We start from the raw sequence: 25,868 nt of genomic DNA, 5'->3' as shown, positions 1-25,868 counted from the left end.
GCTTCTGGCGCCTGCTATTTATTGATCTCAGATAGAAATGATCTTGAATCATCCTTTTTAAATGCGAAAGCAGCTTCAATATCCATAGCATCAGTGCATGAAAAAAGCCCCGACTGCTTGCGCAGACCGGGGCTTGCCGTATGGCCGAGAAACCGCCGAGGGCTTACTTGGGCATCACCACCTTGAGCTTGGCGTTGGGAATCTCGCCAAACATCTCGGGCGCATACAGCGCTTCGGCACGCGTGGGCGGCAGGGCGAACTCACCGGCATTGTTCAGGCGCACGGTGTATTCGACCTTGGTCGTACCTGCTGGCAGGTACTGGTAGTAGGCACGGTAGGACTCGAAGCTGCGCTCTTCATAGGCAAGCCAGCCGGCTCCCTCCTGCTTTTCGCCCTTGGAAGCGATTTCCGAATCGCGGCCCAGGCCGCCGCCCAGAATGGTCGCGCCCGTGGGGACGGGGTCGGTAATGGCCACCCAGGTCATATCGGTCTTGGCCTGCACCTCCAGCGTCACGCGCAGCACATCGCCGCGCGTGTACTGGCCGCCACCAAACAGCCCCTTGTCCGCCTGCTCCACAGGCGTGACGGTCTTCTTGATGGTGTAGCCGGCGCTGAACGGAGCCTTGAGGGCCACGGCCGCCACGGACTGCACGGTCAGCCAGGGCTTGCCCGTGCCTTGCTGCGTCACGCTGAGCTGACCCTTGCCGGCCTTGGCCCAGGGCATGAACATGGTGTTGTTCATCAGGCCGCCAGCACGCACGGGTTCACCGAAGACGCTGTTGGAATGGGCCGTTCCCTGCGCATCCTCGGACGTGGCACGCCTGACATCGGCCCAGTTCACCTTGGCTTCGTTGCCGTTCATGCTGGCCACGGTGCTGCCGGCCACGGGCTCGGACTCGAACTTCTGCGAGAAGCGGCGCAGCGCCAGAGCTCCCCAGAGGTTGGCCGTGGTCGTGTTCCAGGCACCGGACTGCTGGCGCGCGATAAAGCCGCTGACCAGACGAGGCATGTCTTCGGCCCATGCCGGGTCGTTGATGGTCGCCAGGATCAGACGCGCCAGATTCACGTCCGGACCCTGCATCAGCCACCACCAGCCATCGTCCTGATCGGTCGAGAAGCCGGCACGCGTACCGTTGTAGGTCAGGCGCGCGCGCAGGATCTGCATGGCCTGGGCCAGGCGCTCATCGCGCTGAGGCGCATCGCTCATGCGTTGCAGCAGCAGCACCCAGTCAATGACCGTGTGCGTGGGCCACTGGTTGGGCGTGGCATTGATGCTGTCGAGCATGCGCGGCGTGGCCTTGCCAGACAGCGCCAGCGCAGCAATCGCCGCCAGCTTGCGCATTTCCAGATCCTTGCGCGGGCTCCAGAAGTTGCGCTGGATGCGGCCTTCCACAAACGCGATCAGGCCGTCCTCCATGCGCGCACGCTCGGCCGCCGGGATCACGAAGCGCTTGTCAACGCCCTGTGCCATGGCCGACATATTGAGCAGATGCGCTGTCAGCGTATCGCTGCCGCGGCTGACCGAGCCGTCCTGAGGCGGGAAGTAGTTGGCCAGGCCGTCGCCGTCCAGATAGTTGGGCAGCTGGGCCATGGTGCTGCCCCACAGCTCGGCGTTGTTCATGCCGACCGCCTTGCTGGTGGTCTGCTCCAGGCAGGAGTAGGGGTAGCGGGCCCACCAGTCGCGCACGCCAGGCAGACCTTCGGTCAGCTTGGGCACCAGCGACATCTGCAGGCCGCCACGGCCGGGCAGCGCATCAGCGGGCGGATTCACGGGCACGCTATAGCTGCCGCTGACCTGCACCAGCGTGGCCTGCTGTACCGACAGCGGCACAGCGGGCACGATGCGCTGGCTGACCTTGAGCGCATCCTGCGCCGCATCGGCGCCGCCAGCGGTATCGCGCGCGGAAATCTCCCAGATCAGCGCTTCGGCACGCGTGCCGGAGAGCTGGGCCGGAGCCTTCACATCCCAGGCCACTTCACGCGCCTCGCCGGCGGGAATCTCCACGGTCTGGGCCTTGAGCTCCAGCATGGTGGCGCGCGGCGTGACTTCCACCTTCATGGCTTTGGCCGAGGTGTTGCGCAGCGTGACCTGGGCGCGGAACTGATCGTCCTCGCGCACCAGCGGCGGCAAGCCGCTGATGATCTGCAGATCCTGCGTGGTGCGGATCGCCGCCTGGCCAGTGCCGAACAGGCTCACGCCCGCATCGGCCACGGCCACCACCTGGAAGGTGGTCAGGGCGTCGTTGAGCGGCACCTCGATCAGGGCCATGCCGTTGCCGTCCAGCACCACATCGGGCTTCCACAGCAGCAAGGTGTCGAGCAGCTCGCGCGTGGGGCTGCGGCCACCGCCACCGCCCGCAGGCACGGCCTTCTTGCCGTAATGGCGCCGGCCAATCACCTCCATCTGGGCCGTTGCCGTCTGCACGCCCCATTCGCGGCGCGTCAGCATGGCATCGAGCAGATTCCAGCTGCTGTTGGGCATCAGTTCCAGCAGAGCCTGGTCCACGGCCGCCAGCGCCACATGGGCACCTGCTGCAGGCTTGCCATCGGGCAGCGTGGCCTTGATGGTGACCTTGGCCGTGCCACGTACCTTGTAGCTGGACTTGTCCGAGGACACCTTGACGTCCAAAGTATTGTTCTTCAGGCCCACGCGAATTTCGGACATGCCGAAACGGAAGGCAGGCTTGGAGAGGTCCACCATGGACGTCGGCGCGATGAATTCCTTGCCGTCATTCCAGAAGGCACGCCACCACTCCAGCGGCGACTTGAAGCCCCAGGTGAAGAAGCTGTACCAGGGCACTTCCATCAGGCGACCGCGCAGCGCCAGCACGCTGACATAGGCGTTGGGGCCCCAGTTGTCTTCGATCTTGACGTCCACCGTGGGGTTGTCACCCGCCAGCTCCACCACCTGGGTGCTGACGATGCCTTCGCGCTCCACTGCCACCAGCGCCGTGGCGCGGCGGAAGGGCATGCGGACCTGGAAGCGCGCCGTCTCGCCGGGCTCATAGCTCTTGCGCTCGGACAACACATCCATGCGGTCATGGTCTTCGCCACCGAACCAGAGTTCGCCCTGACCCGTGACCCACACCGAGGTCGCGGCCTGGCTGCTGCGGCCTTCCTTGTCGGCAGCCTTGACGATCAGCTCCACCTCGCCAGGCTGGGACAGCTGGGCCTCGCATTGCACCAGACCATGGCTGTCGCTGGTGCCCGAGCACACGGTGCCCAGATTCTTGAGCGTGGTCTGGTTGTCGTAGCTGTAGAAGCCGCCCACCAGCCGCTTGCGGCTGGAGGTGGTGATGCGCGCCACGGCTTCGACCTTGACGGGCACGCCTGCCTGTGCCTTGCCTGCCGTATCCAGCGTCAGCGCCTGAAAGCGCAGCTTGCGGTCCACGGAGATCCAGTTCTCGGAGCGCACGCCTGCCACCACGGCAGCCGGCCAGATGGTGCGTGTGCTGCGCAGGGTCTGCACCTCGCCATTCGGGTCGGCATAGGTCGCCTCCATCAGCAGCTCGCGCGGCTCGCCGGACTTGGGCAGCTTGTCGATGCTGACCTTGCCCAGTCCGTTCTTGTCCAGCGTCACGGGCAGCTTGTCGGCCACGACCTTGGTGTCGTCGGCCGCCGTGCTTTCCTCGTCGTCGCTGCTGCCCATGTCCTGGGCGCTGCGCGGCGGGTTGAAGCTGAAGCCATCCCAGCCTGAGAAGTCCAGCGATTTGGAACGCAGCAGAGCCGACACCTTGACCGGCAGATTGGCGGCAGCGCCGCCCGAGACATAGTTGATCTGCACTTCTGCAGGCACGCTGCCCACAGCGTAGAGCTGCTCCTTGCCAGCCGGGCCCACACGCCCCTCCATCACGGGAAGGCGGAACTCTTCGACACGGAAGATGCCGGTACTGAAGCTGGAGCGACGGCTGTTGCCGCTGGTGTAACTCAGCTCCACCGCATATTCGCCCAGCTTGGCGGCCTTGGAGATGGGGAACTCGCTGGTCGCGCTGCCATTGGCATTCCAGCTCAGGGCCTGGGTAAAGCGCTGGCCGCTGCCCAGGTGGGTGATGGTCAGGCGATCGGGCTTCTCCTGGGTCTGTTCAAAGCCCTTGGAATTCTTGCCGGGACCGGTCAGGGCACGCAGAAAGTGCTTCATGGATACGGTTTCGCCGGCACGGAACAGCATGCGGTCAAACACCGTATGCGCCACTTCGTCGCGCTTGCTGCTGGAGCTGGTCGGCACATTGAAGCGCCAGGACTCTATGCCCTTGTTCCAGTTGCTCCAGACAAACGCCAGCTCCTCGCCAGCCTCGGTCTTGGCCCGCGCACTCACGAAATAGGAACTGCTGCGGTAGTAGCCGTCCTCGTTGCTGCAGGAGGGCGGACTGGGGTTGAGGCCGTTGAAGGTCACAATGCCTTGCGCATCGGTCACGGCCGAGGCAATCGCCTGACCGTTGCAGTCCGAGACCTGCACCGTGGCGCCAGGCACCACCTTGCCCTTGTCCAGCGTCGTCACCCAGGCTACCGAGTTTTCGCGACCCAGCTTGAAGTGCACGGCCAGATTGGTCACCAGCACCGAGGTGCGCACATACATGGTGCGGCCCGCGCCATAGCCTTCGTCGAGCAGCGACTGGCCCAGCATGGGCGAGGCGATCTCCACCACCTGGAAGCCCGGATTCAGCGGAATACCGACGACCTCGAAGGGGCGTGGGTCGCCCTTGGCCGCCTTGGGCAGCTCCAGCGTCTGGGTCTGGCTCTGGCCGTCCAGCAGCGACAGCATGCGGGTCTGCACCCAGTGCTTGTCGTCGTTGATGACCGGAGGCAGCACCTTCACATCGCGTGCCGCGCGCTTGCGTTCCACGCTATAGCTGTCATAGCGCTCCACCTTCTTGAGCCAGGCGATGATGTCGGCATCCGAGCCGCCTTTCTTGGTGCGCACCACGCTGGCGTCCAGCGATTTGCCCAGGAGCTGCGGCTCCACATTGCGCAGCGTCACGGGCAGCAGCGCCGGTCCCTTGGGGCCTTCGGCAAAACGCTCGACGATGCCGAATGGCGCCGCCGCAAACTTCACCAGCGGCGGCATATTGCCCGTGGCCGTGGCCAGCGGGAACATATTGGCATTGCTCAGCGTGCGGCCCGCGGCATCCTTGAACTGCGGCGGAAGCTCCACCACATACTTGGTGTTGGGGTGCATGGTGGCCGGGAAAGTCACGCTGTCCACCAGCGAGTCCTCGGCCAGCTTGTCGCCATTTTGCTCGATGATGGGTGCCACGGCCGAGGCGCCGCTCTTGAGGCGTATGCCTTCGATCAGCTTGCGCGGCACCGGCGCGCTGAAGGACAGGCGCATGGGGCGGATCGGCAGGCAGGCGGCGTTGGCGTTCTCGCGCTCGCAGCTGAAGTCGGCGCTGAAGGGCTGCCGTACCTGGTACTCATAGCGCTGCTCGTCCTTGCTGACCAGGCCATTGGCCATGGCCACGCCCTTGCCATAGACCAGGGTCATCTTGCTGCCCGAGGTCAGTCGGCGGTTGCAGGCCAGCACCGCATAGTTCTGCGGGTGCTGGGCCGCATCCTTGTCCCAGTGGCGCTGCTTGAGCACGGCCTCGCGGTCCTTGCCCTCGATCAGTTGCACGGGGATGCGCTCGCCCACGCCTTCGGAGGTACACCAGACGCGCTGCTTGAGGCTGTCGACGGATGCCGCGCCCGTCAGGCGCAGGGCAAAGTACTGCTGCTCGTCCACCTCTTCATAGGTGTCGGGCGCAATGCTGGCCATCTGCGGACCGCCTGTCTGAAATTGATAGCTGGCTGCGCCCGTCAGCGCTGTACCCGCGACGCTCTTGAACTGAGGGTTGAGCTGGGCCGTGCAACGCACGCCAGCGGGCAGGTTCTGGGCAAAATCGAATACCCATTCCTTTTCGCTGTTCCAGCGCCCCGTGCCCTTGGCGGCCCGGGCATCGCTGCACTGCAGGTTGACCGGCGCAGCGGCCTTGGGATCGCCAAAGCGCACGGCAGCTGCATCGAACTGCACCACCACCTGGCCCACCTTGCTCACATCTCCCTGCGGGCTGAACTGGCGTACCCCCACGGCGTGGGCCGCCGTGGCCGCCAGGCCCCATAACAGACCTGCATTCAGCAGCTTGCGCCAGTGCGGCGCGATCTGCTCCCTCTTCCTTCCCTCTGCATAAGGCACAGTCATACAGTCACTTTCTTTTCGGGCAGGCATGTCGCCGGCCCTGGCTGTTTGAATCTGAAGTCTGGAATCAGCGACGCAGCAGTGCAGGACGGCAGAATGCAAAAAGCCCTGCCTCACAAGTGAAGCAGGGCCTTGAGCAGGTGCCGCACGCGCGAAACTACTGCGGCTGGAAACCGCTGCGCTGAATGATACCGGCCCAGACCCTGGAATAAGCAGCCTCACGCTCCCCCAACTGGCGGGGATTCATGTATCCAACTGTAAGCCCCAATGCCGTCAGCTGCGCGTAGACATCACGCTGCTTGAGCACATTGCCCACGGCTGCAGAAAAGCGCTCGACAAAGGCCTGGGGCACGCCCTTGGGCGCAAAAATGCCGTAGTAAGGCATGTCCTCGAAGCCCTTGATGCCCTGCTCCAGCAAGGTCGGCACTTCGGGCATGGAAGCCTGACGCTTGGCGCCCAGCACGCCGATCACGCGCAGCTTGCCAGCCTTCTGGTTCTCCATGAAGTCCGGCACCGAGGCAATGCCGGCAGGAATCTGATTGCCCAGCATATCGGCCAGCAAGGGGGCGCTGCCGCGATACGGTGCGGCCACCAGATCGAGCTTGTAGTGGTCGGCCAGGATCTTGACCAGAAATTCGGGCGTCGAAGCCGGCGCCGGAATGCCGATGGTGCCGTTCTTGGCACTGCCCCTGGCCCAGGCCGCGTACTCGGCCAGATTCCTCACCGGCGTGTTGCTGGACACGGCCAGCGCATTCACAAAAGTGGCAACCCCGGCCACGGGAATGAAGTCCTGCTGCGGATCGAAGCCCGGCTTTTTCACGACCTTGGGCAGGATGGAGATGGTGTGGTCATGCGTGAGAAACAGCGTATGGCCATCGGCAGGCGAGGCCTTGAGCAGTTGCGCTGCAATCTGGCCGCCAGCGCCGGGGCGATTCTCCACCAGCACCGTCACGCCGCCCAGTTCGTCCTTGAGCTTGTCGGCCAGCAGGCGCGCAATCGCATCCGAGCCACCGCCGGGTGGAAAGCCCACCAGAATGCGGATGGGCTGGCCCGACGAGGCCCAGGCCACCGAGCCCAGGGCAGATGCTGCAGCCGCTCCCACTCCGGCCTTCAGCCATTGACGACGTGTTTGCGTCATGTGTTTTCTCCTTATGCTTTTCCAGACTAACCAAAACAAAAGCGCCCGGCAAAGGGCGCTTTCAAGGCGTGAACGTTACGCCACAGTGCCGGAGCCTGTCAGGCCAGACGTGCCTGATGCTTGGCCAGTTGCGCACGCACCTGCGCCGGAGCCGTTCCGCCCAGCGTGTTGCGGGCATTGAGCGAGCCTTCCAGGCTCAGGGCCTCGAACACATCGGCCTCGATATTGGGGTTGAAGGCCTGCAGCTCGGCCAGCGGCAGCTCGGTCAGGTCCACACCCTTCATGGTGGCCAGCTTCACGGCGTGAGCCACGGTTTCGTGGGCGTCACGGAAGGGCAGGCCCTTCTTGACCAGATAGTCGGCCAGGTCGGTGGCCGTGGCATAGCCCTTCAGGGCGGCAGCGCGCATGTTCTCGGCATTCACGGTGATGCCGCCTTCCTTGACGCCGCTGGCGGGGTTGAGCTGGCCGCCGATCATCTCGGCAAAGATGCGCAGCGTGTCCTTCAAGGTGTCCACCGTGTCGAACAGCGGCTCCTTGTCTTCCTGATTGTCCTTGTTGTAGGCCAGGGGCTGGCCCTTCATCAGCGTGATCAGGCCCATCAGGTGACCGACCACACGGCCGGTCTTGCCACGTGCCAGTTCGGGCACGTCGGGGTTCTTCTTCTGGGGCATGATGGACGAGCCGGTGGTGAAGCGGTCGGCAATCTTGATGAAGCCGAAGTTCTGGCTCATCCAGATGATCAGCTCCTCCGACAGACGGCTCACGTGCACCATGCACAGCGAGGCCGCCGCGGTGAACTCGATGGCGAAGTCACGGTCGGACACGCCGTCCAGCGAGTTCTGGCTCACGCCTTCCATGCCCAGGGTCTTGGCCACGCGCTCGCGGTCCAGCGGGTAGGTGGTGCCGGCCAGGGCCGCAGAGCCCAGGGGCAGCACGTTGACGCGCTTGCGCACGTCCAGCATGCGCTCGGCATCGCGCTTGAACATTTCCACATAGGCCAGCATATGGTGGCCGAAGCTCACGGGCTGGGCCACTTGCAGATGGGTGAAGCCGGGCAGGATCACATCCACATTCTTGGCGGCCACTTCGACCAGCGAGCGCTGCAGCTCCTTGAGCAGGCCTTCGATCAGGTCGATCTCGCTGCGCAGCCACAGGCGCACGTCGGTGGCCACCTGGTCGTTGCGGCTGCGGCCGGTGTGCAGGCGCTTGCCGGCATCGCCGACCAGCTGGGTCAGGCGTGCCTCGATGTTCAGGTGCACGTCTTCCAGGTCCAGCTTCCACTCGAAAGTGCCGGCCTCGATCTCGGCCGTGATCTGCGCCATGCCCTTCTGGATGGAGGCAAAATCTTCGGCCGCAATGATCTTCTGGGCCGACAGCATTTCGGCATGCGCCAGAGAGCCCTGAATGTCGGCCTGCCACATGCGCTTGTCAAAGAACACGCTGGAGGTGTAGCGCTTGACCAGGTCGCTCATGGGTTCGGAGAACAGGGCAGACCAGGCTTCGGCCTTGGAATCGAGCTGGTTGTGCGAAGGAGCAGATGTAGACATGTGAGGGCAACAATCCCGTAAAACCACAGGCCGCCCAATGCAGAAGTTTGGCGTGACGGCTGTGCAAAGCAGAAACAGGGATTTTATCGGCCTGACCCGGCGCCGGCGCCAGAGCGCCCCAGAGCCATTGCCAGCCACTGCGACAAAGCAGCATTCACGCGCCATCTGCTCATTAATCAATAGCTTTCTACGCTTTATGGTAAAGGCCTGCAAGGCCATTCCATGCAAATCAGGTAAATCTGGCTGCAGCCACTCTGTTTCTGGCTTGCGCGGACAATCACGGCGTCTTTGCTCACCCACCCCACAGGTCGCGGCCCACCCGGCTGACGCGCCGCCCGGCATGAATTCCCGCTCTTCCCTGATTTCCGGCCTCGGTTTTGCGCTGGCCGCCTGCGCGCTCTGGGGCGCGATTTTTCTCGTGCCCGCCATGCTGCCGGAGTTCTCTCCGCTGCAGATCACCTTTGGCCGCTTCGTGCTCTATGGCGTGGTGGCCTTATGCGTTTTCCTGCCCCGGGCCACCAGGCTGCTGCCCAGGCTGCAAGCGGCCGATATCCGGCATCTGGTCTGGCTGGCCCTGACGGGCAATGTGGTGTACTTTGCCCTGGTCGCCACCGCCGTGCAATGGATAGGCATGGCCGTGACCTCGCTGATCGTGGGCCTGGTTCCCGTCACCGTGCCGCTGCTGGGCCGCAACACCAGCGGTGCGCTTCCGCTGCGCCGCATGCTGGCGCCCATGGCGCTGATTCTGGCCGGCATCGTGCTCGTCAATGTCCATGCGCTGAGCACAGGGTCCGAAGGCAGCCAGGGGCGCTATCTGCTGGGCGTGCTGATGGCCGTGCTGGCCATGCTCTGCTGGAGCCGCTACGCGCTGGACAACACCCGCTACCTGGCACAAAGCCGCTTCAACGGCACGGAATGGTCCACGCTCTGGGGTCTGGTCGTCGGGCTGATCAGCGCCTTGCTCTGGGCCCTGCTCTGGCTGATATCGCCTGAGGCCAGCGGCGCCGGCAGCCCCGACATTGCGGCCCAGCGCTGGCAACTGTTCTGGCTGTTGAATCTGGCCGTGGCCATCCTCTCGTCCTGGCTGGGCAACTGGATGTGGAATGCCGCCAGCCAGCGCCTGCCCATCACCTTCGTGGGCCAGTTGCTGGTGTTCGAGACCCTGTTCGCCCTGGCCTACCACTTCCTCTATGAACAGCGCCTGCCCCGGATCGGCGAGCTGACGCCCATGCTGCTGATTCTCGCGGGCCTGGTCTGGTCGCTCAGACGCTTTCAGGCCGCAAGCCGGGCTGCGGCCTCGGTTTGAGTCAGCACAAACGCTGATGCATCAAACCGACAGATGCCGCAGGAATTGCAGCTGCACCGCGGCTCCGTGCCAATAATCACAGGACTTGCGCAAATTCGGATCGGGCATGTCGATGGACATGCTCTTTGCGCATGCTTGCCCGCCCAGCTCTTGCATCCAAGTCACCGCCCTGCTCCAGACCACCTGTGCCCATTTCACCGCTCATCGCCGCAACTCCCGCCTCGACCCGCCCGGTCCTGGTGTTCGACGCCTGCAATGCCGGCGTGGTACTGCGTGCCGTGCTGTTTGTACAGGTGGTGGTGGGCACGGCCGCCATCTATGGTGCGGACTCGCTCTGGGAGTGGTTTAGCAGCGCGGCCCTGCTCACCGGAGCCTGCCTGCCCGGCACCCTGGTCTGGCTGATCGCAGCCTGCAGCCTCAAGCACCAGTTGCAGCGTCTGGACACGCGCGGCCAGTATCTGGCCGGCGTGCTGCTGGGCGCGCTCGCAGGGCTTTATGCCTGCGGCATGCTGTTCTTCATCGGCATAGCCAAAGTCCCCTGGCTGGCCAGTGCCGTCACGGGAGGCCTGCTGGCCGCGCTGCTGGTGACGGCACTGGTGCTGCGCGCGCGCGGCAACACGCCAGCGCAAACCCAGGCCCGTCTCACCGAGCTGCAGTCACGCATAAGACCGCACTTTCTGTTCAACACCCTCAACAGCGCGATTGCGCTGGTGCGCGCCGAGCCCGCCAAGGCCGAAGCCTTGCTCGAAGACCTCAGCGATCTGTTTCGCTATGCGCTGGCCGAACCCCATCTGACCACCACGCTGGCGCAGGAGATAGAGCTGGCCCAGCGCTATCTGTCCATAGAGCAGGTACGCTTTGGCGAGCGCCTGCAGATGCAGTGGCAGCTTGATGAAAGCGTGCATGAAGCGCTGCTGCCACCGCTGCTGCTGCAGCCGCTGGTGGAGAACGCCATCCGCCATGGAGTGGAGCCCAATGCGCGCGGCGGCAAGCTGCAGGTCCGCACCGAAAGACGCGGCAACGAGGCGCTGATCCAGATCATCAACACCTTGCCGCCTGCCAGCGCCGAGCATCAAAGCACCGGCCATGGCATGGCCCTGGACAACGTCAGGGCCAGGCTGTCGCTGCTGCACGATCTGCAAGGCAGCTTCAGCGCCAAGGTGCGCGACGGGCTGTATGTGGTGCGCCTGAGCGTGCCTTTGCTGCAGACCGAGTCAAAACCGGGACAATCCCGTCATGCACATTCTGATCGTTGATGACGAAGCTCTGGCACGCGCCAGACTGCGCACTCTGCTCGGCGACTGCGCACACGGCCCCCACCATATCCAGGAAGCCGCAGATGGCGAACAAGCCCTGCAGATGCTGCAAGCCGCCCAGCCCACACCCATACAGCTGGTGCTGCTGGACATTCACATGCCCGGCCACAACGGGCTGCAACTGGCAGCGGCACTGGTGGACCTGCCCAGCCCGCCCGCCATCGTATTCGTGACAGCGCATGCCAGCCATGCGGTACAGGCTTTCGAGCTGGATGCCGTGGACTACCTGACCAAGCCCGTACGCCTGGAGCGGCTGCAGCAATCGCTGCAAAAGGCCGAGCGTGCACTGAGCACGCGCAGCGTCGCAGACAGCGGCCCTGTGCTGGTGATCCAGGAGCGCGGCGGCACACTGCGGCTGCCGCTATCCGAGGTGCGTTTTCTCAAGGCCGAGCAGAAATACATCACCGTGCGCACCGTGCAGCGCAACTACGTCCTCGACGGAGCGCTGGCCGATCTCGAAACCCGCCACGGCGAACATCTGCTGCGCATACACCGCAACGCCCTGGTGCTGCGTGCGGCCTTGCGCGGCCTCGAGAAATATGACGACCCGCAGGAAGGCGAAGGCTGGGGCCTGCGCCTGCAGGGCGTGCCCGAGCTGCTGCCGGTCTCACGCCGCCAACTGGCGGCGGTCAAGACCGAGCTCAAAGATATAGGACTTACGCAAACAAGAGTGCTGCAGCGGCCTGCCTCCTGATTCAGTCGTCTGGCCTGAACCCGCTTTGCGTAAGTCGTGAGATATTTCCTGAATGAAAAAACCGGCTGAAAGCCGGTTTTTTATCGACTGCAGTCGCAATCAATGCTCATGCTTGTGCGCCGCTTCACCGGCAGCCGGGGATGCGGGCTCATGCTGGTGCCCGACCTCGGCGCCATGATCGTGGTCATGCTCATGTCCATGGTTGTGCGCCGCGCCGCTCATCACCGTCACGATGACAATGCCCAGCAGCAGCCAGAAGACCTGGGCTGCGGTTTCCTTGGCGCTCAGGCGCTTTTGCAGCTGGGGAATCAGGTCGGCCAGGGCCACATAGATAAAGCTGCTCGACGCAATGACCAGGAAATATGGCAGCAGCTCGTGCAGCTGTCCAATGAGGAAATAGCCGGCCACCCCGCCCAGCGTGGTCACCGCTCCAGCCATGGACACCTTGATCAGCGCCACGCGGCGATTGCTGCTGGACTGACGCAGCACCACGATATCGCCCATGTGGTGAGGCACCTCATGCGCCAGCACCGACAGGGCAGCAATCAGGCCCAGACGGATGTCGGCCACGAAAGCCGATGCAATCAGCACGCCATCGCCAAAGCAATGCACGCTGTCGCCCGTCAGAATGGCCCAGCCGCCCTTGCCATGGCTGTGGCCATGCGCGTGATCGCCATGATCATGGTGGACGTGACCATGCTGATGATCGTGAGCATGACCGTGGTGCACGGGAACATGCTGGTGAGCATCTCCATGCGAATGCTCATGGCCGTGGTGCCAGAGCTCGGCCTTGGACAGCAGAAAGAAAAACACCAGCCCGATCAGCAGCACCACGAACAGATCATGGGACTTGCCGTGACTCTCGAACGCCTCGGGCAGCAAATGCATGAAGGCCGTGGCGAGCAAGGCTCCCGCAGCCAGGCTCAGCAAACGCTGGGGCATCAGCCCTGGCGTGCGCCCCCCTCCCAGACTCATCAACAACGCGGCCACCCAGACACTGCCGATACCAGCAGCCAGGGTGGCCAGAATAATTGCTACCAATGTCATAGCTTTATATGGCTTAACCGCAACCTTTTACAGGCGAATCTTGAGGATTTTCGCAGAATGCGCCGCCCAACGCGGCCCGCTTGCGACTATCCCCATAACGTCAGCCCCGGATGCGCATGCCGTGCATGGCATGCCGGGATTTCTTTCACCTTAGCAAAGCTGTCAAGCCCCCCGGGCCGAAAACTTCAGCGCATGAGGCATCAGGCCACGCCATGCTGGTTGAACCAGGTCAGCATGCGCATCCAGCCATCCTGCGCGGCCTGCTCGCGGTAGCTGGGTCGGTAGTCGGCATGGAAGGCATGAGGCGCCTCGGGGAAGATCACGAACTCCGAGGCCCTGGCTGGCGCAGACCCGGTCTTGAGCGCAGCCTTCATGGCTTCGACCGACTCCAGCGGAATGCCCGTGTCCTTGCCGCCGTACAGGCCCAGCACCGGCGCCTTGAGCTGCCCCACCAGTTCCAGCGGATAGCTGGGCTGCAAATCGCTCTTGTTGCCCTGCAGACGCCCGTACCAGGCAACGCCGGCCTTGATCGGCGCATGCGCGGCATAGAGCCAGGTGATGCGCCCGCCCCAGCAAAAGCCGGTGATGGCCAGCTTTTTGACATCGCCGCCCTGGGTACCCGCCCATCGCACGGCGGCGTCCAGATCCCCCATGACCTGGGCATCGGGCACCTTGGCGATCACCTCGCTCATGAGCTTGGCCATTTCGGCATAGGCCATGGGATCGCCCTGGCGCACGAACAGGTCGGGTGCTATCGCCAGATAGCCGGCACGTGCCAGACGGCGGCAGGTGTCGGCAATGTACTCGTGCACGCCAAAGATTTCGGAGATCACCAGCACCACGGGCAGATTCTGCTTTCCCGCAGGCATGGCCCGGTAGACCGGCAGCTTGAAGCCTTTGACATCGATGCTGACCTCACCTGCCGTCAGGCCGTCGACCGGGGTCTTGATGGCCGACTGTGCCATGACCGGGCCGGCAGCGCAGGCATAACCCACGCCCAGACCGGCCCCCAGGGCCGCACGCAAGGCCGTGCGGCGGCTGGGCTGGGCATCGGCGCGACCACCGAGCAGCCCCTGCATATCCTGAGCGATGTCTTCGTACTTCATGGATCCTCCTTGGGATGATGGAATTTCAGAACATGTTGACGATCTCCAGCCAGCCCGGCTCGCACAGCAAGCCGGGCTGGCCAAGCAGTCTAAGGCCAGTGCGTTTCAGGCACCCAGAACATGTTGACGTTCTCAGACCAGCCAACGCAGCAGCGCCGCTGCGGCCGCGCCCAGAATCACCACCAGCAAGAATGGTGCCCGCAACCACAGGGCCAGCGCCGCCACCAGCAAGGCCGCCAGGCGTGCATCGAGACCGATCTGCGTGCCGCTGGCCAGGGTGTTCATCACCGTCAGCGAAGCCAGCAGCGCCACCGTCAGACAGGCCGCGATCTGGGCCATGCGCGGGCTACGCATCCAGCGTTCGGGCAGGCTGTAGCCCAGCAGCTTGGTCACAAAGGCCAGCGCACAGGCCAGCAAAATCCATTGCCACAAAGACAGCGTCATTGCTCGGCCTCCGAGGGGCGCACCCAACCCCAGAAGGCGCCCAGGGCCGCAGCCAGCAGGATCGGCACGCCTGGGGGCACCCAGGATATGGCCAGGGCCGTGACCAGCCCGCAGGCCAGCGCCAGCGCCACCGGCTCGCGCGCATTCAGGCGCGGCCAGAGCAGGCCGAGAAAGGCCGCCACGGCAGCCCCGTCGAGACCGAAGCGGCGCGTGTCGCCCAGCGCATTGCCCATCAGCGCGCCCAGCAAGGTGAACAGATTCCAGAGCGCAAACACACCCGCCCCGGCGACCCAGAAGCCGCGCCGCTGCTCGGCCAGCTCCTCCTGCCCCGATGCCGTGGCCGCAGATTCGTCGATGGTCCAGTGCGCGGCCAGCCAGCGCTGCAGCCCTTTGACGCCCAGCAGACGGCTCATCTGCATGCCGTAGATGGCATTGCGCACGCCCAGCAGCGAGGCCGCGCTCACGGCCGCCATGCCGCTGCCGCCACCCGCAACCACGCCGATGAAGGCGAACTGCGAACCTCCCGTGAACATCAGCGCGCTCAGTGCCATGGTCTGCCAGAGGCTGAGGCCGGCCGCCACGGACAGCGCACCGAAGGAGATGCCGTACAGCCCCGTTGCCACCGAAATCGACAGCCCCATGCGCACGGCGGGCGTCATTGCAAAGCCTTTGAACAAGATGTTTCCTGGATCAAGCTAGAACAATTCAGGAGCTGGCAGCGCTTGTGAACAAAGCATTTCAGGTCAAAAATAACCTGAAGTGATTTTTCAGAAAGCGCAAGCAGCTCTCTTTTTTTTAAGGGGCCACCTCGGCAAAACCTAGGCGCCCCCGGGACGAAAGCGTATCAGTGCGCCTTTGGGTAAAAGCTCAATGCGCTTTTTGGTGAAAAGCTCAATGCGCTTTTTCCCAGCTGCTGCCAAAGCCGATCTCGGCCAGCAGCGGCACGGACAGATCGGCCACGCCGGCCATGATGGCCGGTATCTCGGCCTGCACCCAGTCCCTGGCGGACTCGGGCAGCTCGAACACCAGTTCGTCATGCACCTGCATGATGACCAGCACCTCGGGCTTTTCGGCATCCAGCCTGGCCTGCACGGCCACCATGGCCTTCTTGATCAGATCGGCCGCCGTGCCCTGCATGGGGGCGTTGATGGCGGCGCGCTCGGCCGCTTTCTTGCGTGGGCCGTTGCCGCCGTTGATCTCGGGCAGCACCAGGCGGCGGCCGAACACGGTCTCCACATAGCCCTGGGCGTGGGCCAGCTCCACGGTCTGGTCCATATAGCGCTTCACGCCGGGGTAGCGCTGGAAGTATTTGTCGATATAGGCAGCCGCCGCCTTGGTTTCGATGCCCAGGTTCTTGGCCAGGCCGAAGCTGCTCATGCCGTAGATCAGGCCGAAGTTGATCACCTTGGCATAGCGGCGCTGCTCGCTGCTGACCTCGTCCACACTCACGCCGAAGACTTCGGCGGCCGTGGCACGGTGCACGTCCAGGCCGTTCTTGAAGGCACTCAGCAGGGCCTCGTCGCCCGAAAGATGGGCCATGATGCGCAGCTCGATCTGCGAATAGTCGGCGCTGGCAATCAGCTTGCCCTCGGGGGCCACAAAGGCTTCGCGCACGCGGCGGCCTTCGGGCGTGCGCACGGGAATGTTCTGCAGATTGGGGTCGTTGCTGGACAGGCGCCCCGTCACCGCCACGGCCTGGGCGTAGTGGGTGTGCACGCGACCGTCGATTGGCAAGGCCATCTGGGCCAGCTTGTCGGTGTAGGTCCCCTTGAGCTTGGACAGTGAGCGGTGCTCAAGCAGCTTGGCTGGCAGCGGATAGTCCTCGGCCAGCTTTTCCAGCACTTCCTCGTCCGTGCTGCGCGCGCCGGTGGCGGTCTTCTTCACTACGGGCATGCCCAGCTTGTCGAAGAAGATCTCTCCCAGCTGCTTGGGCGAGGACAGGTTGAAGGGCTGGCCCGCAATCTCGTAAGCCTCTTCCTCGAGCTTGAGGATGCGTGCGCCCAGATCATTGCTCTGGCGCGCCAGCTCGCCCGCGTCGATGCTCACGCCATTGCGCTCGATGCGGAACAGCGCTTCGCTGGTCTGCATTTCCAGCTCGTAGATATGCAGCAGCCCGGCATGGGCCTGGATGCGCGGCCACAAGGTGTTGTGCACGTCCAGCGTCTGGTCGGAGTCCTCGCAGCTGTATGCAGCGGCCTTGTCCACGGGCACCTGGGCAAACGGAATCTGGCTCTTGCCCTTGCCGCACAGGTCTTCGTAGCTGATGCCGCTGCGGTTCACATGGCGCAGCGCCAGGCTGGTCAGATTGTGCGGGCGGTCGGCTTCGAGCACATAGGACTGCAGCATGGTGTCGTGCGCATAGCCGCGCACGGTGATGCCGTGATTGGCAAACACATGCTGGTCATATTTGACATGCTGGCCCAGCTTCTTGCGGCTGGCGTCTTCCAGCCAGGGCTTGAGCCTGGCCAGCACCCTGTCCATATCGAGCTGCTCTGGCACATCCATGCCCTCGTGACGCAGCGGAATATAGGCAGCCTCGCCCACGGCCACGCTGAAGGAGATGCCGACGATGCGGGCCACCATCTCGTCCAGCGAATCGGTCTCGGTATCCAGCGCGGTCAGCTCGGCTGTATTGATCTTGGCCAGCCATTCGTCGAGCTGCGCCTCGTCGAGAATCGTGGTGTAGAGCACATCGCGCTGCTGGGCCGCCACGGCGACCTCGGTCGCCGCCGCGTCGTCGGCATCGAACAGGCCGCCCTGGGCGCTATCGACCTTGGCGGCCTTGCCTGGCTTGGCCGCCCTGGCTTCGGCCGCTGCGGCGCCCAGGGTGCGCACCAGCCCCTTGAAGCCGTATTTCTCGTAGAAGGGCGCAAGCGCTGCGCTGTCGGGCTCGGCCAGCGTGATGGCATCGAGCTGCGGCAGGCCGCTGATATAGGAGGACAGATCGCAATCAGTCTTCATGGTCACCAACTGGCGGCTCAGCGCCAGCTGACCGCTGGCAATCGCATCGCGCAGGTTCTGACCGGCAACGCCCTTGATGCCTGCCGCATTGGCAATCAGATTGTCCAGGGAGCCGAACTCCTCCAGCCACTTGGCAGCGGTCTTGGGCCCGACCTTGGTCACGCCGGGCACGTTGTCCACGGTGTCGCCCACCAGCGCCTGGTAGTCGATCATCAGTGCTGGCGGCACACCGAACTCTGCCGTCACCCCAGCCACGTCGCGCTTCTTGCCGTTCATGGTGTCGATGATGGTCACATGCTCGCCCACCAGCTGGCTCAAGTCCTTGTCGCCGCTGGAGACGATGACCTGTATGCCCTGGGCCGCCGCGGTCTGCGCCAAGGTCGCAATCACGTCATCGGCTTCCACGCCGGGCACGGCCACCACTTTCCAGCCCAGCAGCTGAACCACCTCGTGGATGGGCTCTATCTGGCTGCGCAAATCATCGGGCATGGGCGATCGCGTGGCCTTGTACTCGGTATACATCTCGTCGCGGAAGGTCGGGCCCGAGGCATCGAACACGCAGACGGCGTAATCGGCCTGCACATCCTTCCTCAGCGCCTGCATCATGTTCACCATGCCGCGGATAGCGCCCGTGGCCGGGCTGGCCGGGTCGCCTGGAATCGCCCGCAGATCGGGCATGGCATGGTAGGCGCGGTAGAGGTAGCTGGAGCCGTCCACCAGCACCAGGGTCTTGGAATTGCTCATACCCCGGATTGTGCACGCGTGCCCGGCTCCTGCGGTCTGCAGCCCAAAGACGGGCTGCGCCTGGTGGGACAATTCGAAGTCGCCCTACAATCTATGCATCATGCGCGCTGCACCACTTTTCATCATCCTGAGCCTGGCTGCCGGATCCGTTCTGGCCCAGTCCCCCACTCCTGCTCCGGCCAATGCCGTGGTCGCTCCTGCGCCCCAGGGTCAACAGGACAACGCGGCGGCGACCGGCAAGCACAACCAGCGTATCGAACATATCCGTGTGGAAGACGCCGGCAGCCGTGTGGATGAAACCCGTGTCGGCGGTCAGACCCAGAGCATCACCGTGCAACCCAAGGTCGGCTCCATGCCCGAGTACGAGGTGCAGTCCAACGACGGCGCCCGCGCAGCCCGCAACCGTGACAACAACAGCGGCGACACCACGGGCACCCGCGTCTGGAATTTCATCAAATTCTGAAGCGCGGCGCGCTTCCCCCCATTCATGACAGGGCAGTGCTTCACTGCCCTGTTGCATATAGACACCTTCTCCCCGCTAGTTCGGTCGGTCGCCCCAGACCGGCGTATTCACCATGGCTGTTTTCACCGAAGTTTCCGATAAAGATGCGCGCGAGCTGCTGCGCCGCATGTCCCTAGGCTCGTTCAAGGAATTGCGCGGCATTCAAGGCGGCATTGAAAACACCAACTACTTTCTGACGACCGACCAGGGAGAGTGGGTGCTGACACTGTTCGAGCGCCTGAGTGCCGAGCAGCTGCCTTTTTACCTCTACCTGATGAAGCATCTGGCACAAGCCGGGATTCCGGTGCCGGACCCGCAGGGCGAGACACGCAGCGGCGACATTCTGCTCAAGGTGTGCGGCAAGCCCGCATCCATCGTCAACCGCCTGGCCGGCAAAAGCCAGCTGACCCCGGCTGCCGTGCACTGCGCTGCCGTGGGCGAGATGCTGGCGCGCATGCATCTGGCCGGTCAGGACTACAGCCGCCAGCAGCCCAATCTGCGCGGCCTGCCCTGGTGGAATGAAACCGTGCCCGTGGTCCTGCCCCATCTGGGCGAGGAAACCGCCGCCATGCTGCGTGCCGAGCTGGCCTACCAGAACCATATCGCAGCCTCGGCCAGCTACGCGGCCCTGCCGCGCGGCCCCATCCATGCCGACCTGTTCCGCGACAACGTGATGTTCGATGGTGACCGGCTGACCGGCTTTTTCGACTTCTATTTCGCAGGCGTGGACACCTGGCTCTTCGATCTTGCGGTCTGCCTCAACGATTGGTGTATCGATCACGCAACAGGTGCACATGATGCCGAGCGCGCCAAAGCCATGCTTGCGGCCTACCAGGCCGTGCGTCCGCTGACCGGGGCCGAGCGCGAGTTGCTCAACGCCCAGTTGCGTGCCGGCGCCCTGCGCTTCTGGATCTCCCGCCTCTGGGACTTCCATCTGCCGCGTGAAGCCGCACTGCTGCAGCCCCACGACCCCACCCACTTCGAGCGTGTGCTGAACCAGCGCATCGCTCATCCGCTGACGCTGGACTGAGTACCAAGCAGCTAATTGCGCCGGGGCTTTTGATGGCCCCACTCAGCCGTCTCGGGTACAGTGCAAGAAGCGACTTTTGCACGCTCTCGCAAAAGTATTTCAGCCTCTTCCATGAAACTTCAAATCGTTCCACCCGGCACCGGTCTGCAATGGGTGCTGCAGGGTCTGCGCACCTTCAAAAGCCAGCCTCTGGCCCTGGCTGCCCTGTTCTTTCTGGGCATGGCCAGCATGTCTCTGATCTCGGCCCTGCCGCTGATCGGCCCCGTCATTGCACTGGCACTGCTGCCCTGCATCTCGCTGACCATGATGGTCGCTGCATCCGAAGCCGCCCACGGCCGCAAGCCCACTCCTGCGCTGCTGCTGGTGGCTTTTCGCTCCGGCAGCCAGCATCTGCACTCCATGCTGATGCTGGGCGGCCTGTATGCCGCAGGCTTTTTGCTCATCATCGGTGCCTCCAGCCTGGTCGACGGCGGCACGTTTGCCAGCGTCTACCTGGGCCAGACTCCCATGACCCGCGAACTGGCCGAAGAGCCCGAGTTCCAGTCGGCCATGTGGCTGAGCATGTTTCTCTACCTGCCGCTGTCGCTGGCCTTCTGGCATGCACCGGCGCTCATCCACTGGCATGGCATCAGCCCCGTCAAGTCGCTGTTCTTCAGCTTTGTCGGCTGCATTCGCAATATCGGTGCCTATCTGGTCTTCGGTGTCTGCTGGATCGGCGTGTTCATCGTCTCAGGCATGGCCCTGGCCATCGTGACCGGCATACTGGCCATGCTCATCGGCAGCATTGCCGGTGGCCTGATGGTGGCAACGGCACTGATGCTGGCAGCCATCTTTTTTACCTCGATCGTGTTTACCTTCCGTGACAGCTTCAGCCCGCCCGATGACGACCAGACTCTGATTGACTCCTCGTCGGCCACAGCGCCGCCATCATCGGATTCCTAAGCTCGAGCACTCCCAGCACCAGCCCCGGCCCCAGGTCGGGGCTTTTTTATGGGCTGAACAAAGGCCCGCGCCAGCAGATCATTCATCCCGGCGTCATCAAGCCGCCACGGCACTGTCATATTCGTTTCCTAGGATTCGCAGGACTGACCAAGGCATGCATCTCATGTCCTGGCATTCATCCAATTCAGCGCGGCCCCAAGTCTGCGCTTCACCCCACACTGCGAAACTCTCATGGCACAAAATCTGCTCAGCCGTCGTAAGGCCCTGCAACTCTTTTCCGGCGCTCCTCTGCTCCCACTGGGTTCGGTCGTGTCCGCATCCAGCCTGCTGGCCGCATGTGGTGGTGGTGACGATGACAACACAACGCCGACAACGCCTCCTGTCACCAAGAACTATGTTTCCGCCACCTTCACCAGCATGGCCGCGCCTACGCTGAGCACGCCTGCCAATATGGCGACCATGTATGCGGCCTCGCAGCTCAAGGTCGCTTTCGACGACAAGAGCGAGCAGGTCTACGACTTGGGCTATCAGCCCTTTTTCGTGACCGGCGACATGGTCTCCGACGGCAAGGGCGGCCAGCTGCTGGCCGGCGGCTACTACGACATCTACAACAACAAGATCATCGACAAGACCGTCTCCGGCAAGGAGCGTCACTTCTTCTCCGACTCGCCCGATGGCACCTCGCTGCTGACCGTGCCCAATGCCAAGGTGGACGGCGTCAAGGGCAAGCCCGTGTTTGCCGTGGTGCAGTTCGAGTACACCACCTGGGCCCAGGACGGCACGACCGATATGTACGGCAAGCTGCCTTCTCCCATCGCCGTGCTGACGCTGGACCAGGACCAGAGCACCGGCAAGCTGAGCCTGGTGAAGTACCACAATGTGGATACCTCCAAGGTCCACGGCCTGTGGATCACCTGCGGCGCCAGCCTCTCGCCCTGGGGCACCCATCTGTCGTCGGAAGAGTACGAGCCCGATGCCTTCAGCATCGGCACCAACACCATGTTCCAGGCCTATAGCCAGAACCTCTACGGTGACTCCAGCAAGGCCAACCCCTACCACTACGGCCACATGCCCGAAGTGATCGTCAACGTCGACGGCACGGCCACCATCAAGAAGCATTTCTGCATGGGCCGCATCTCGCACGAGCTGGTGCAGGTCATGCCCGACCAGCGCACCGCGCTCATGGGTGACGACGCCACCAACAGCGGCTACTTCGTCTTCGTGGCAGACAAGGAAAAAGACCTGTCCTCGGGCACGCTGTATGCCGCCAAGGTAGGCGCCGGCTTCTCCATCGACCCCGCTGCCAAGAGCGCCGCGCCGCTGACCTGGATCAAGCTGGGCTCGGCCACCAGCACCGAGATCGAGAACCTGGCCAACACGCTCAAGCCTACGGACATCCTGACCGTGTCCAAGACCGACCCCAGCGACTCCAGCTACACCAAGATCGTGGCCAACGGCAAGACCGAGTGGATCAAGATCAACCCCGGCATGGACAAGGCCGCCGCCTTCCTCGAAACCCATCGCTATGCCGCCTTCAAGGGCGCCAGCCTGGGCTTCACCAAGATGGAAGGCACGACCGTCAACGCCAAGGACAAGATTGCCTACTCCGCCCTGCAGAACGTGCAGTCCTCCATGGTGGCCGGCAATGCCGCCAACGTGCCTGGCAACGGCGTCTCCGTGCCCAAGCAGCTGGTCGCCGGCGTGGTCATGGCGCTGAACCTCAAGGGCGGCCAGAAGGACACGACCGGCACGGCCATCAACAGCGAATGGATGCCCGTGGACACGGCGCCCCTGCTGGCTGGCGAGGATCTGCTGGACAGCGACGGCAAGACCCTCAAGGGCGACGCCCTGGGCAACACCGCCAACCCCAACAAGATTGCCAACCCCGACAACCTCAAGTTCTCGGAGAAAATGCGCACCCTGTTCATCGGCGAGGACAGCAGCCAGCACGTCAACAACTTCATGTGGGCCTACAACGTGGACACCAAGCAGCTGTCGCGCGTGCTGTCCGTGCCCGCAGGTGGTGAATCCACCGGCCTGCATGCCGTGGACGAGATCAACGGCTGGACCTACATCATGAGCAACTTCCAGCACGCTGGCGACTGGGGCGGCATCCACGCCAATGTCAAGACCCAGCTGGATCCGCTGATCAAGGCCAACTACAAGGACAAGTTCGGCTCCGCCGTGGGCTACATCACGGCCTCGCCCGCCCAGATGAAGCTCAGCGCCAAGTAAGCGCCAACGCCTCATAAAAAAGCCGCCTTCTACAAGGCGGCTTTTTACTGGGCAAAGGCGCCATGCCTCAGTCCACAATCGTCAGCTTGGCAATCGCCAGCGCCAGCCACTTGGTGCCATGGCGGCCGAAGCTGACCTGCGCGCGCGCATCGTCACCCGTGCCTTCCACCGCCAGTACCTTGCCCTCGCCGAACTTGTTGTGGAACACCGCGATACCGGCCTTGATGCCATGCGCAGGCTCGGCCTTTTGCTGTGGCACCGGCGGGCTGGCAAAGACTTCGGTCTGCTTGCCGCCCCAGCCCGAGCCCGAACCGTATTGACCTCCAGCCCTTGATCCCCAGGCACCACCGGCGCCTGAAGAAGGCGCAAAACTGCCAAAGCCGCTCTGCCTGGGCGTGATCCACTTGAGCGCCTCTTCAGGCAGCTCGTCAAAGAAGCGGCTCTTGACGTTGTAGCGCGTCTGGCCGTGCAGCATGCGCGTCTGCGAATGGCTCAGATACAGACGCTTGCGCGCACGCGTGATGGCCACATAGGCCAGGCGCCGCTCCTCCTCCAGGCCGCCACGATCCATCATGGCGTTCTCGTGCGGGAACAGGCCTTCCTCGACGCCGCCAATGAACACGGCATCAAACTCCAGGCCCTTGGAGGCGTGCACGGTCATCAGCTGCACGGCATCCTGGCCGGCCTGGGCCTGGTTGTCGCCCGCCTCCAGCGCCGCATGCACGAGAAAGGCCTGCAGCGGCGACAGCGTCTCGCCGGTGTCGGCATTGACCATGGAAGCCGCCGTACCGGCCGGCGCCCTGAGCGCCTCGTCCAGCAGCGGCTGATTCGGGTCCAGCCCCTGGCTGACCGGCGACTGGCTCAGCTGCGGCGCATTCTGCTGCTCGTCCAGCGGCATGGCTACGGCATCGCGGCCAAAGCCTTCCTGGGTCACAAAGCTCTCGGCAGCCGTGACCAGTTCCTGCAAGTTCTCGATGCGGTCCGCGCCTTCTTTCTCGTTGCGGTAATGCTCGATCAGGCCGCTTTGCTCTTCCACGGTCTCGATGATTTCACGCAGCGTGCGCCCCTGCGTCTGCTCGCGCAGCACATCGATCTGGGCCACAAAGCCCTGCAGCTTGGTGCCGGCCGCGCCGCCCACGGCGGTGACGGCGTCGCTCAGCGAAGTGCCACTGCTGCGCGCCGTGTCCTGCAGGACTTCGATCGTGCGCGCGCCGATGCCGCGTGCGGGGAAGTTCACCACGCGCAGGAAACTGGTGTCGTCGTGCGGGTTCTCCAGCAGGCGCAGATAGGCCAGGGCGTGCTTGATTTCGGCACGCTCGAAAAAGCGCAGGCCGCCATAGACGCGATAGGGAATGGCGGCATTGAACAGCGCCGACTCGATCACCCGGCTTTGCGCATTGCTGCGGTAGAGCACGGCGATTTCCTGGCGCGTGAAGCCGTCGTTTCTGACCAGCTGCTTGATCTCGTCGACCATCCACGCGGCCTCGGCCAGATCGCTGGGCGCTTCGTAGATGCGCACGGGCTCGCCCGGGCCCTGGCTGGTGCGCAGATTCTTGCCCAGGCGGTTGCTGTTGTGGCTGATCAGCGCGTTGGCGCAATCGAGGATGTTGCTGAAGGAGCGATAGTTCTGCTCCAGCTTGATCTGGTGCCTGACTTCGAACTCGCGGATGAAGTCCGCCATATTGCCCACGCGCGCGCCGCGAAAGGCATAGATGCTCTGGTCGTCGTCGCCCACGGCAATCACGCTGGCAGCCGACTCGTAGCGCCCGCCCACATCGTCGCCCGCCAGTTGCTTGAGCCACTGGTACTGCAGCTTGTTGGTGTCCTGGAACTCGTCCACCAGGATATGCTGGAAGCGGTGCTGGTAATGGTGGCGCAGATGGGCATCGTCACGCAGCAGCTCGTAGCTGCGCAGCATCAGCTCGCCGAAATCGACCACACCCTCGCGCTGGCATTGCTCTTCATAGAGTTGGTAGATCTCGACCTTTTTGCGGGTGTCCGGATCAGTGGCCACGACATCGCCGGGGCGCATGCCCTCTTCCTTGCAGCCCGCGATGAAGTACATCAGCTGCTTGGGCGGAAAGCGCTCGTCATCGACATTGAACTGCTTGCACAGGCGCTTGATGGCCGAGAGCTGATCCTGGGTGTCCAGAATCTGGAACGCCTGAGGCAACTTCGCTGCCTGATAGTGGGCGCGCAGCAGACGGTTGCACAGGCCGTGAAACGTGCCTATCCACATGCCGCGCACGTTGTAGGGCAGCATGGCCGACAGGCGCGTGAGCATCTCCTTGGCAGCCTTGTTGGTGAAGGTCACGGCCATGATGGAGCCGGGCGTGGCCTGCCCGGTCTGCAGCAGCCAGGCAATGCGCGTGGTCAGCACGCGCGTCTTGCCCGAGCCGGCACCCGCCAGAATCAGCGCATGGCCCGCAGGCAGGGTCACTGCGGCCAGCTGCTCATCGTTGAGGCCGGTCAGCAGGGGCGAGTGAGAGGCGAGGTTGGCGCCGGAATTTGCACCGTCTGGCGCGGAGTCAAGCAGGTCGATCGGGAACATAGCCCCCCATTGTAGAAATGCTGGCGACTCCCTGCGATTTGCTGCTGCTTTCGCGGCATCATGCTCCTGAAAGAAAAGCTGCCTGCGCTTGATAAATATTGATTCCAGATACTTTCATATCTGAAATTCATGG

The 25,868-nt window shown here is 63.7% G+C and carries 16 protein-coding genes; 7 read left to right on the top strand and 9 right to left on the bottom strand.

Going from position 1 to position 25,868, the window contains the following annotated elements:
* Positions 1–163 precede the first annotated feature (163 nt).
* The 3 genes from F0P97_RS05165 to argH form a co-directional block, all read right to left on the bottom strand.
* Positions 164–6,175, bottom strand: coding sequence for an alpha-2-macroglobulin family protein (locus F0P97_RS05165; RefSeq protein WP_182285889.1), 6,012 nt, complete (start codon positions 6,173–6,175; stop codon positions 164–166).
* A 154-nt stretch (positions 6,176–6,329) separates the two neighbouring features.
* Positions 6,330–7,310, bottom strand: a complete 981-nt coding sequence (locus F0P97_RS05160; RefSeq protein ID WP_003076732.1) for a Bug family tripartite tricarboxylate transporter substrate binding protein — start codon at positions 7,308–7,310, stop codon at positions 6,330–6,332.
* Between the two features lie 98 nt (positions 7,311–7,408).
* Positions 7,409–8,857 carry an argininosuccinate lyase gene (argH, locus tag F0P97_RS05155; protein WP_182285888.1) on the bottom strand — a complete coding sequence of 483 codons (1,449 nt, stop codon included), beginning with the start codon at positions 8,855–8,857 and terminating at the stop codon, positions 7,409–7,411.
* A gap of 340 nt (positions 8,858–9,197) precedes the next feature.
* On the opposite strand from argH, the gene F0P97_RS05150 reads away from it, so the two are divergent.
* The 3 genes from F0P97_RS05150 (at position 9,198) to F0P97_RS05140 (ending at position 12,173) form a co-directional block, all read left to right on the top strand.
* A complete protein-coding gene (locus tag F0P97_RS05150; RefSeq protein WP_182285887.1) occupies positions 9,198–10,163 on the top strand; it encodes a DMT family transporter in 966 nt (321 codons plus the stop codon).
* Positions 10,164–10,348: 185 nt separating this feature from the next.
* Positions 10,349–11,419, top strand: coding sequence for a sensor histidine kinase (locus F0P97_RS05145; protein WP_182285886.1), 1,071 nt, complete (start codon positions 10,349–10,351; stop codon positions 11,417–11,419).
* A complete protein-coding gene (locus F0P97_RS05140) occupies positions 11,400–12,173 on the top strand; it encodes a LytR/AlgR family response regulator transcription factor (protein ID WP_182285885.1) in 774 nt (257 codons plus the stop codon). Before F0P97_RS05145 ends, F0P97_RS05140 begins: the two co-directional genes overlap by 20 nt.
* Before the next feature lie 99 nt (positions 12,174–12,272).
* Here F0P97_RS05140 and F0P97_RS05135 read toward each other — a convergent pair whose 3' ends face one another.
* The 5 genes from F0P97_RS05135 to polA all read right to left on the bottom strand — a co-directional run bounded on the left by F0P97_RS05135 (position 12,273) and on the right by polA (position 18,475).
* Positions 12,273–13,220 (bottom strand): ZIP family metal transporter, encoded by a 948-nt coding sequence (locus tag F0P97_RS05135; protein WP_182285884.1) that lies wholly within the window; start codon positions 13,218–13,220, stop codon positions 12,273–12,275.
* Positions 13,221–13,420: 200 nt separating this feature from the next.
* Positions 13,421–14,326 carry a dienelactone hydrolase family protein gene (locus tag F0P97_RS05130; RefSeq protein WP_182285883.1) on the bottom strand — a complete coding sequence of 302 codons (906 nt, stop codon included), beginning with the start codon at positions 14,324–14,326 and terminating at the stop codon, positions 13,421–13,423.
* A gap of 132 nt (positions 14,327–14,458) precedes the next feature.
* Positions 14,459–14,770, bottom strand: a complete 312-nt coding sequence (locus F0P97_RS05125) for an AzlD domain-containing protein (RefSeq protein ID WP_182285882.1) — start codon at positions 14,768–14,770, stop codon at positions 14,459–14,461.
* Entirely contained in the window at positions 14,767–15,447 is a 681-nt protein-coding gene (locus F0P97_RS05120) for an AzlC family ABC transporter permease (protein WP_198424709.1), read from the bottom strand. Before F0P97_RS05120 ends, F0P97_RS05125 begins: the two co-directional genes overlap by 4 nt.
* 214 nt (positions 15,448–15,661) lie before the next feature.
* A complete protein-coding gene (polA, locus tag F0P97_RS05115; RefSeq protein ID WP_182285881.1) occupies positions 15,662–18,475 on the bottom strand; it encodes a DNA polymerase I in 2,814 nt (937 codons plus the stop codon).
* 100 nt (positions 18,476–18,575) lie between these two features.
* Here polA and F0P97_RS05110 point away from each other — a divergent pair, with 100 nt between their 5' ends.
* From F0P97_RS05110 to F0P97_RS05095, 4 genes are all read left to right on the top strand, one after another.
* On the top strand, positions 18,576–18,938 hold the full coding sequence (locus tag F0P97_RS05110) for a hypothetical protein (protein ID WP_003076753.1): 363 nt from the start codon (positions 18,576–18,578) through the stop codon (positions 18,936–18,938).
* Positions 18,939–19,050: 112 nt separating this feature from the next.
* The gene (locus F0P97_RS05105; protein WP_182285880.1) at positions 19,051–20,007 is read left to right on the top strand and encodes a homoserine kinase; all 957 of its coding nucleotides are present in this window, start codon (positions 19,051–19,053) and stop codon (positions 20,005–20,007) included.
* A gap of 111 nt (positions 20,008–20,118) precedes the next feature.
* A complete protein-coding gene (locus F0P97_RS05100) occupies positions 20,119–20,949 on the top strand; it encodes a BPSS1780 family membrane protein (RefSeq protein ID WP_182285879.1) in 831 nt (276 codons plus the stop codon).
* Positions 20,950–21,180: 231 nt separating this feature from the next.
* Positions 21,181–23,184, top strand: a complete 2,004-nt coding sequence (locus F0P97_RS05095) for a PhoX family protein (protein WP_182285878.1) — start codon at positions 21,181–21,183, stop codon at positions 23,182–23,184.
* Positions 23,185–23,251: 67 nt separating this feature from the next.
* On the opposite strand, the gene F0P97_RS05090 is transcribed toward F0P97_RS05095, so the two are convergent.
* Positions 23,252–25,735, bottom strand: coding sequence for a UvrD-helicase domain-containing protein (locus F0P97_RS05090; RefSeq protein WP_182285877.1), 2,484 nt, complete (start codon positions 25,733–25,735; stop codon positions 23,252–23,254).
* Between the last annotated feature and the right edge of the window lie 133 nt (positions 25,736–25,868).

This window comes from Comamonas testosteroni (assembly GCF_014076415.1).
In the GTDB taxonomy this organism is placed as follows: Bacteria; Pseudomonadota; Gammaproteobacteria; order Burkholderiales; family Burkholderiaceae_C; genus Comamonas; species Comamonas testosteroni_F.
This window is presented reverse-complemented; position numbering and strand designations above follow the sequence as displayed.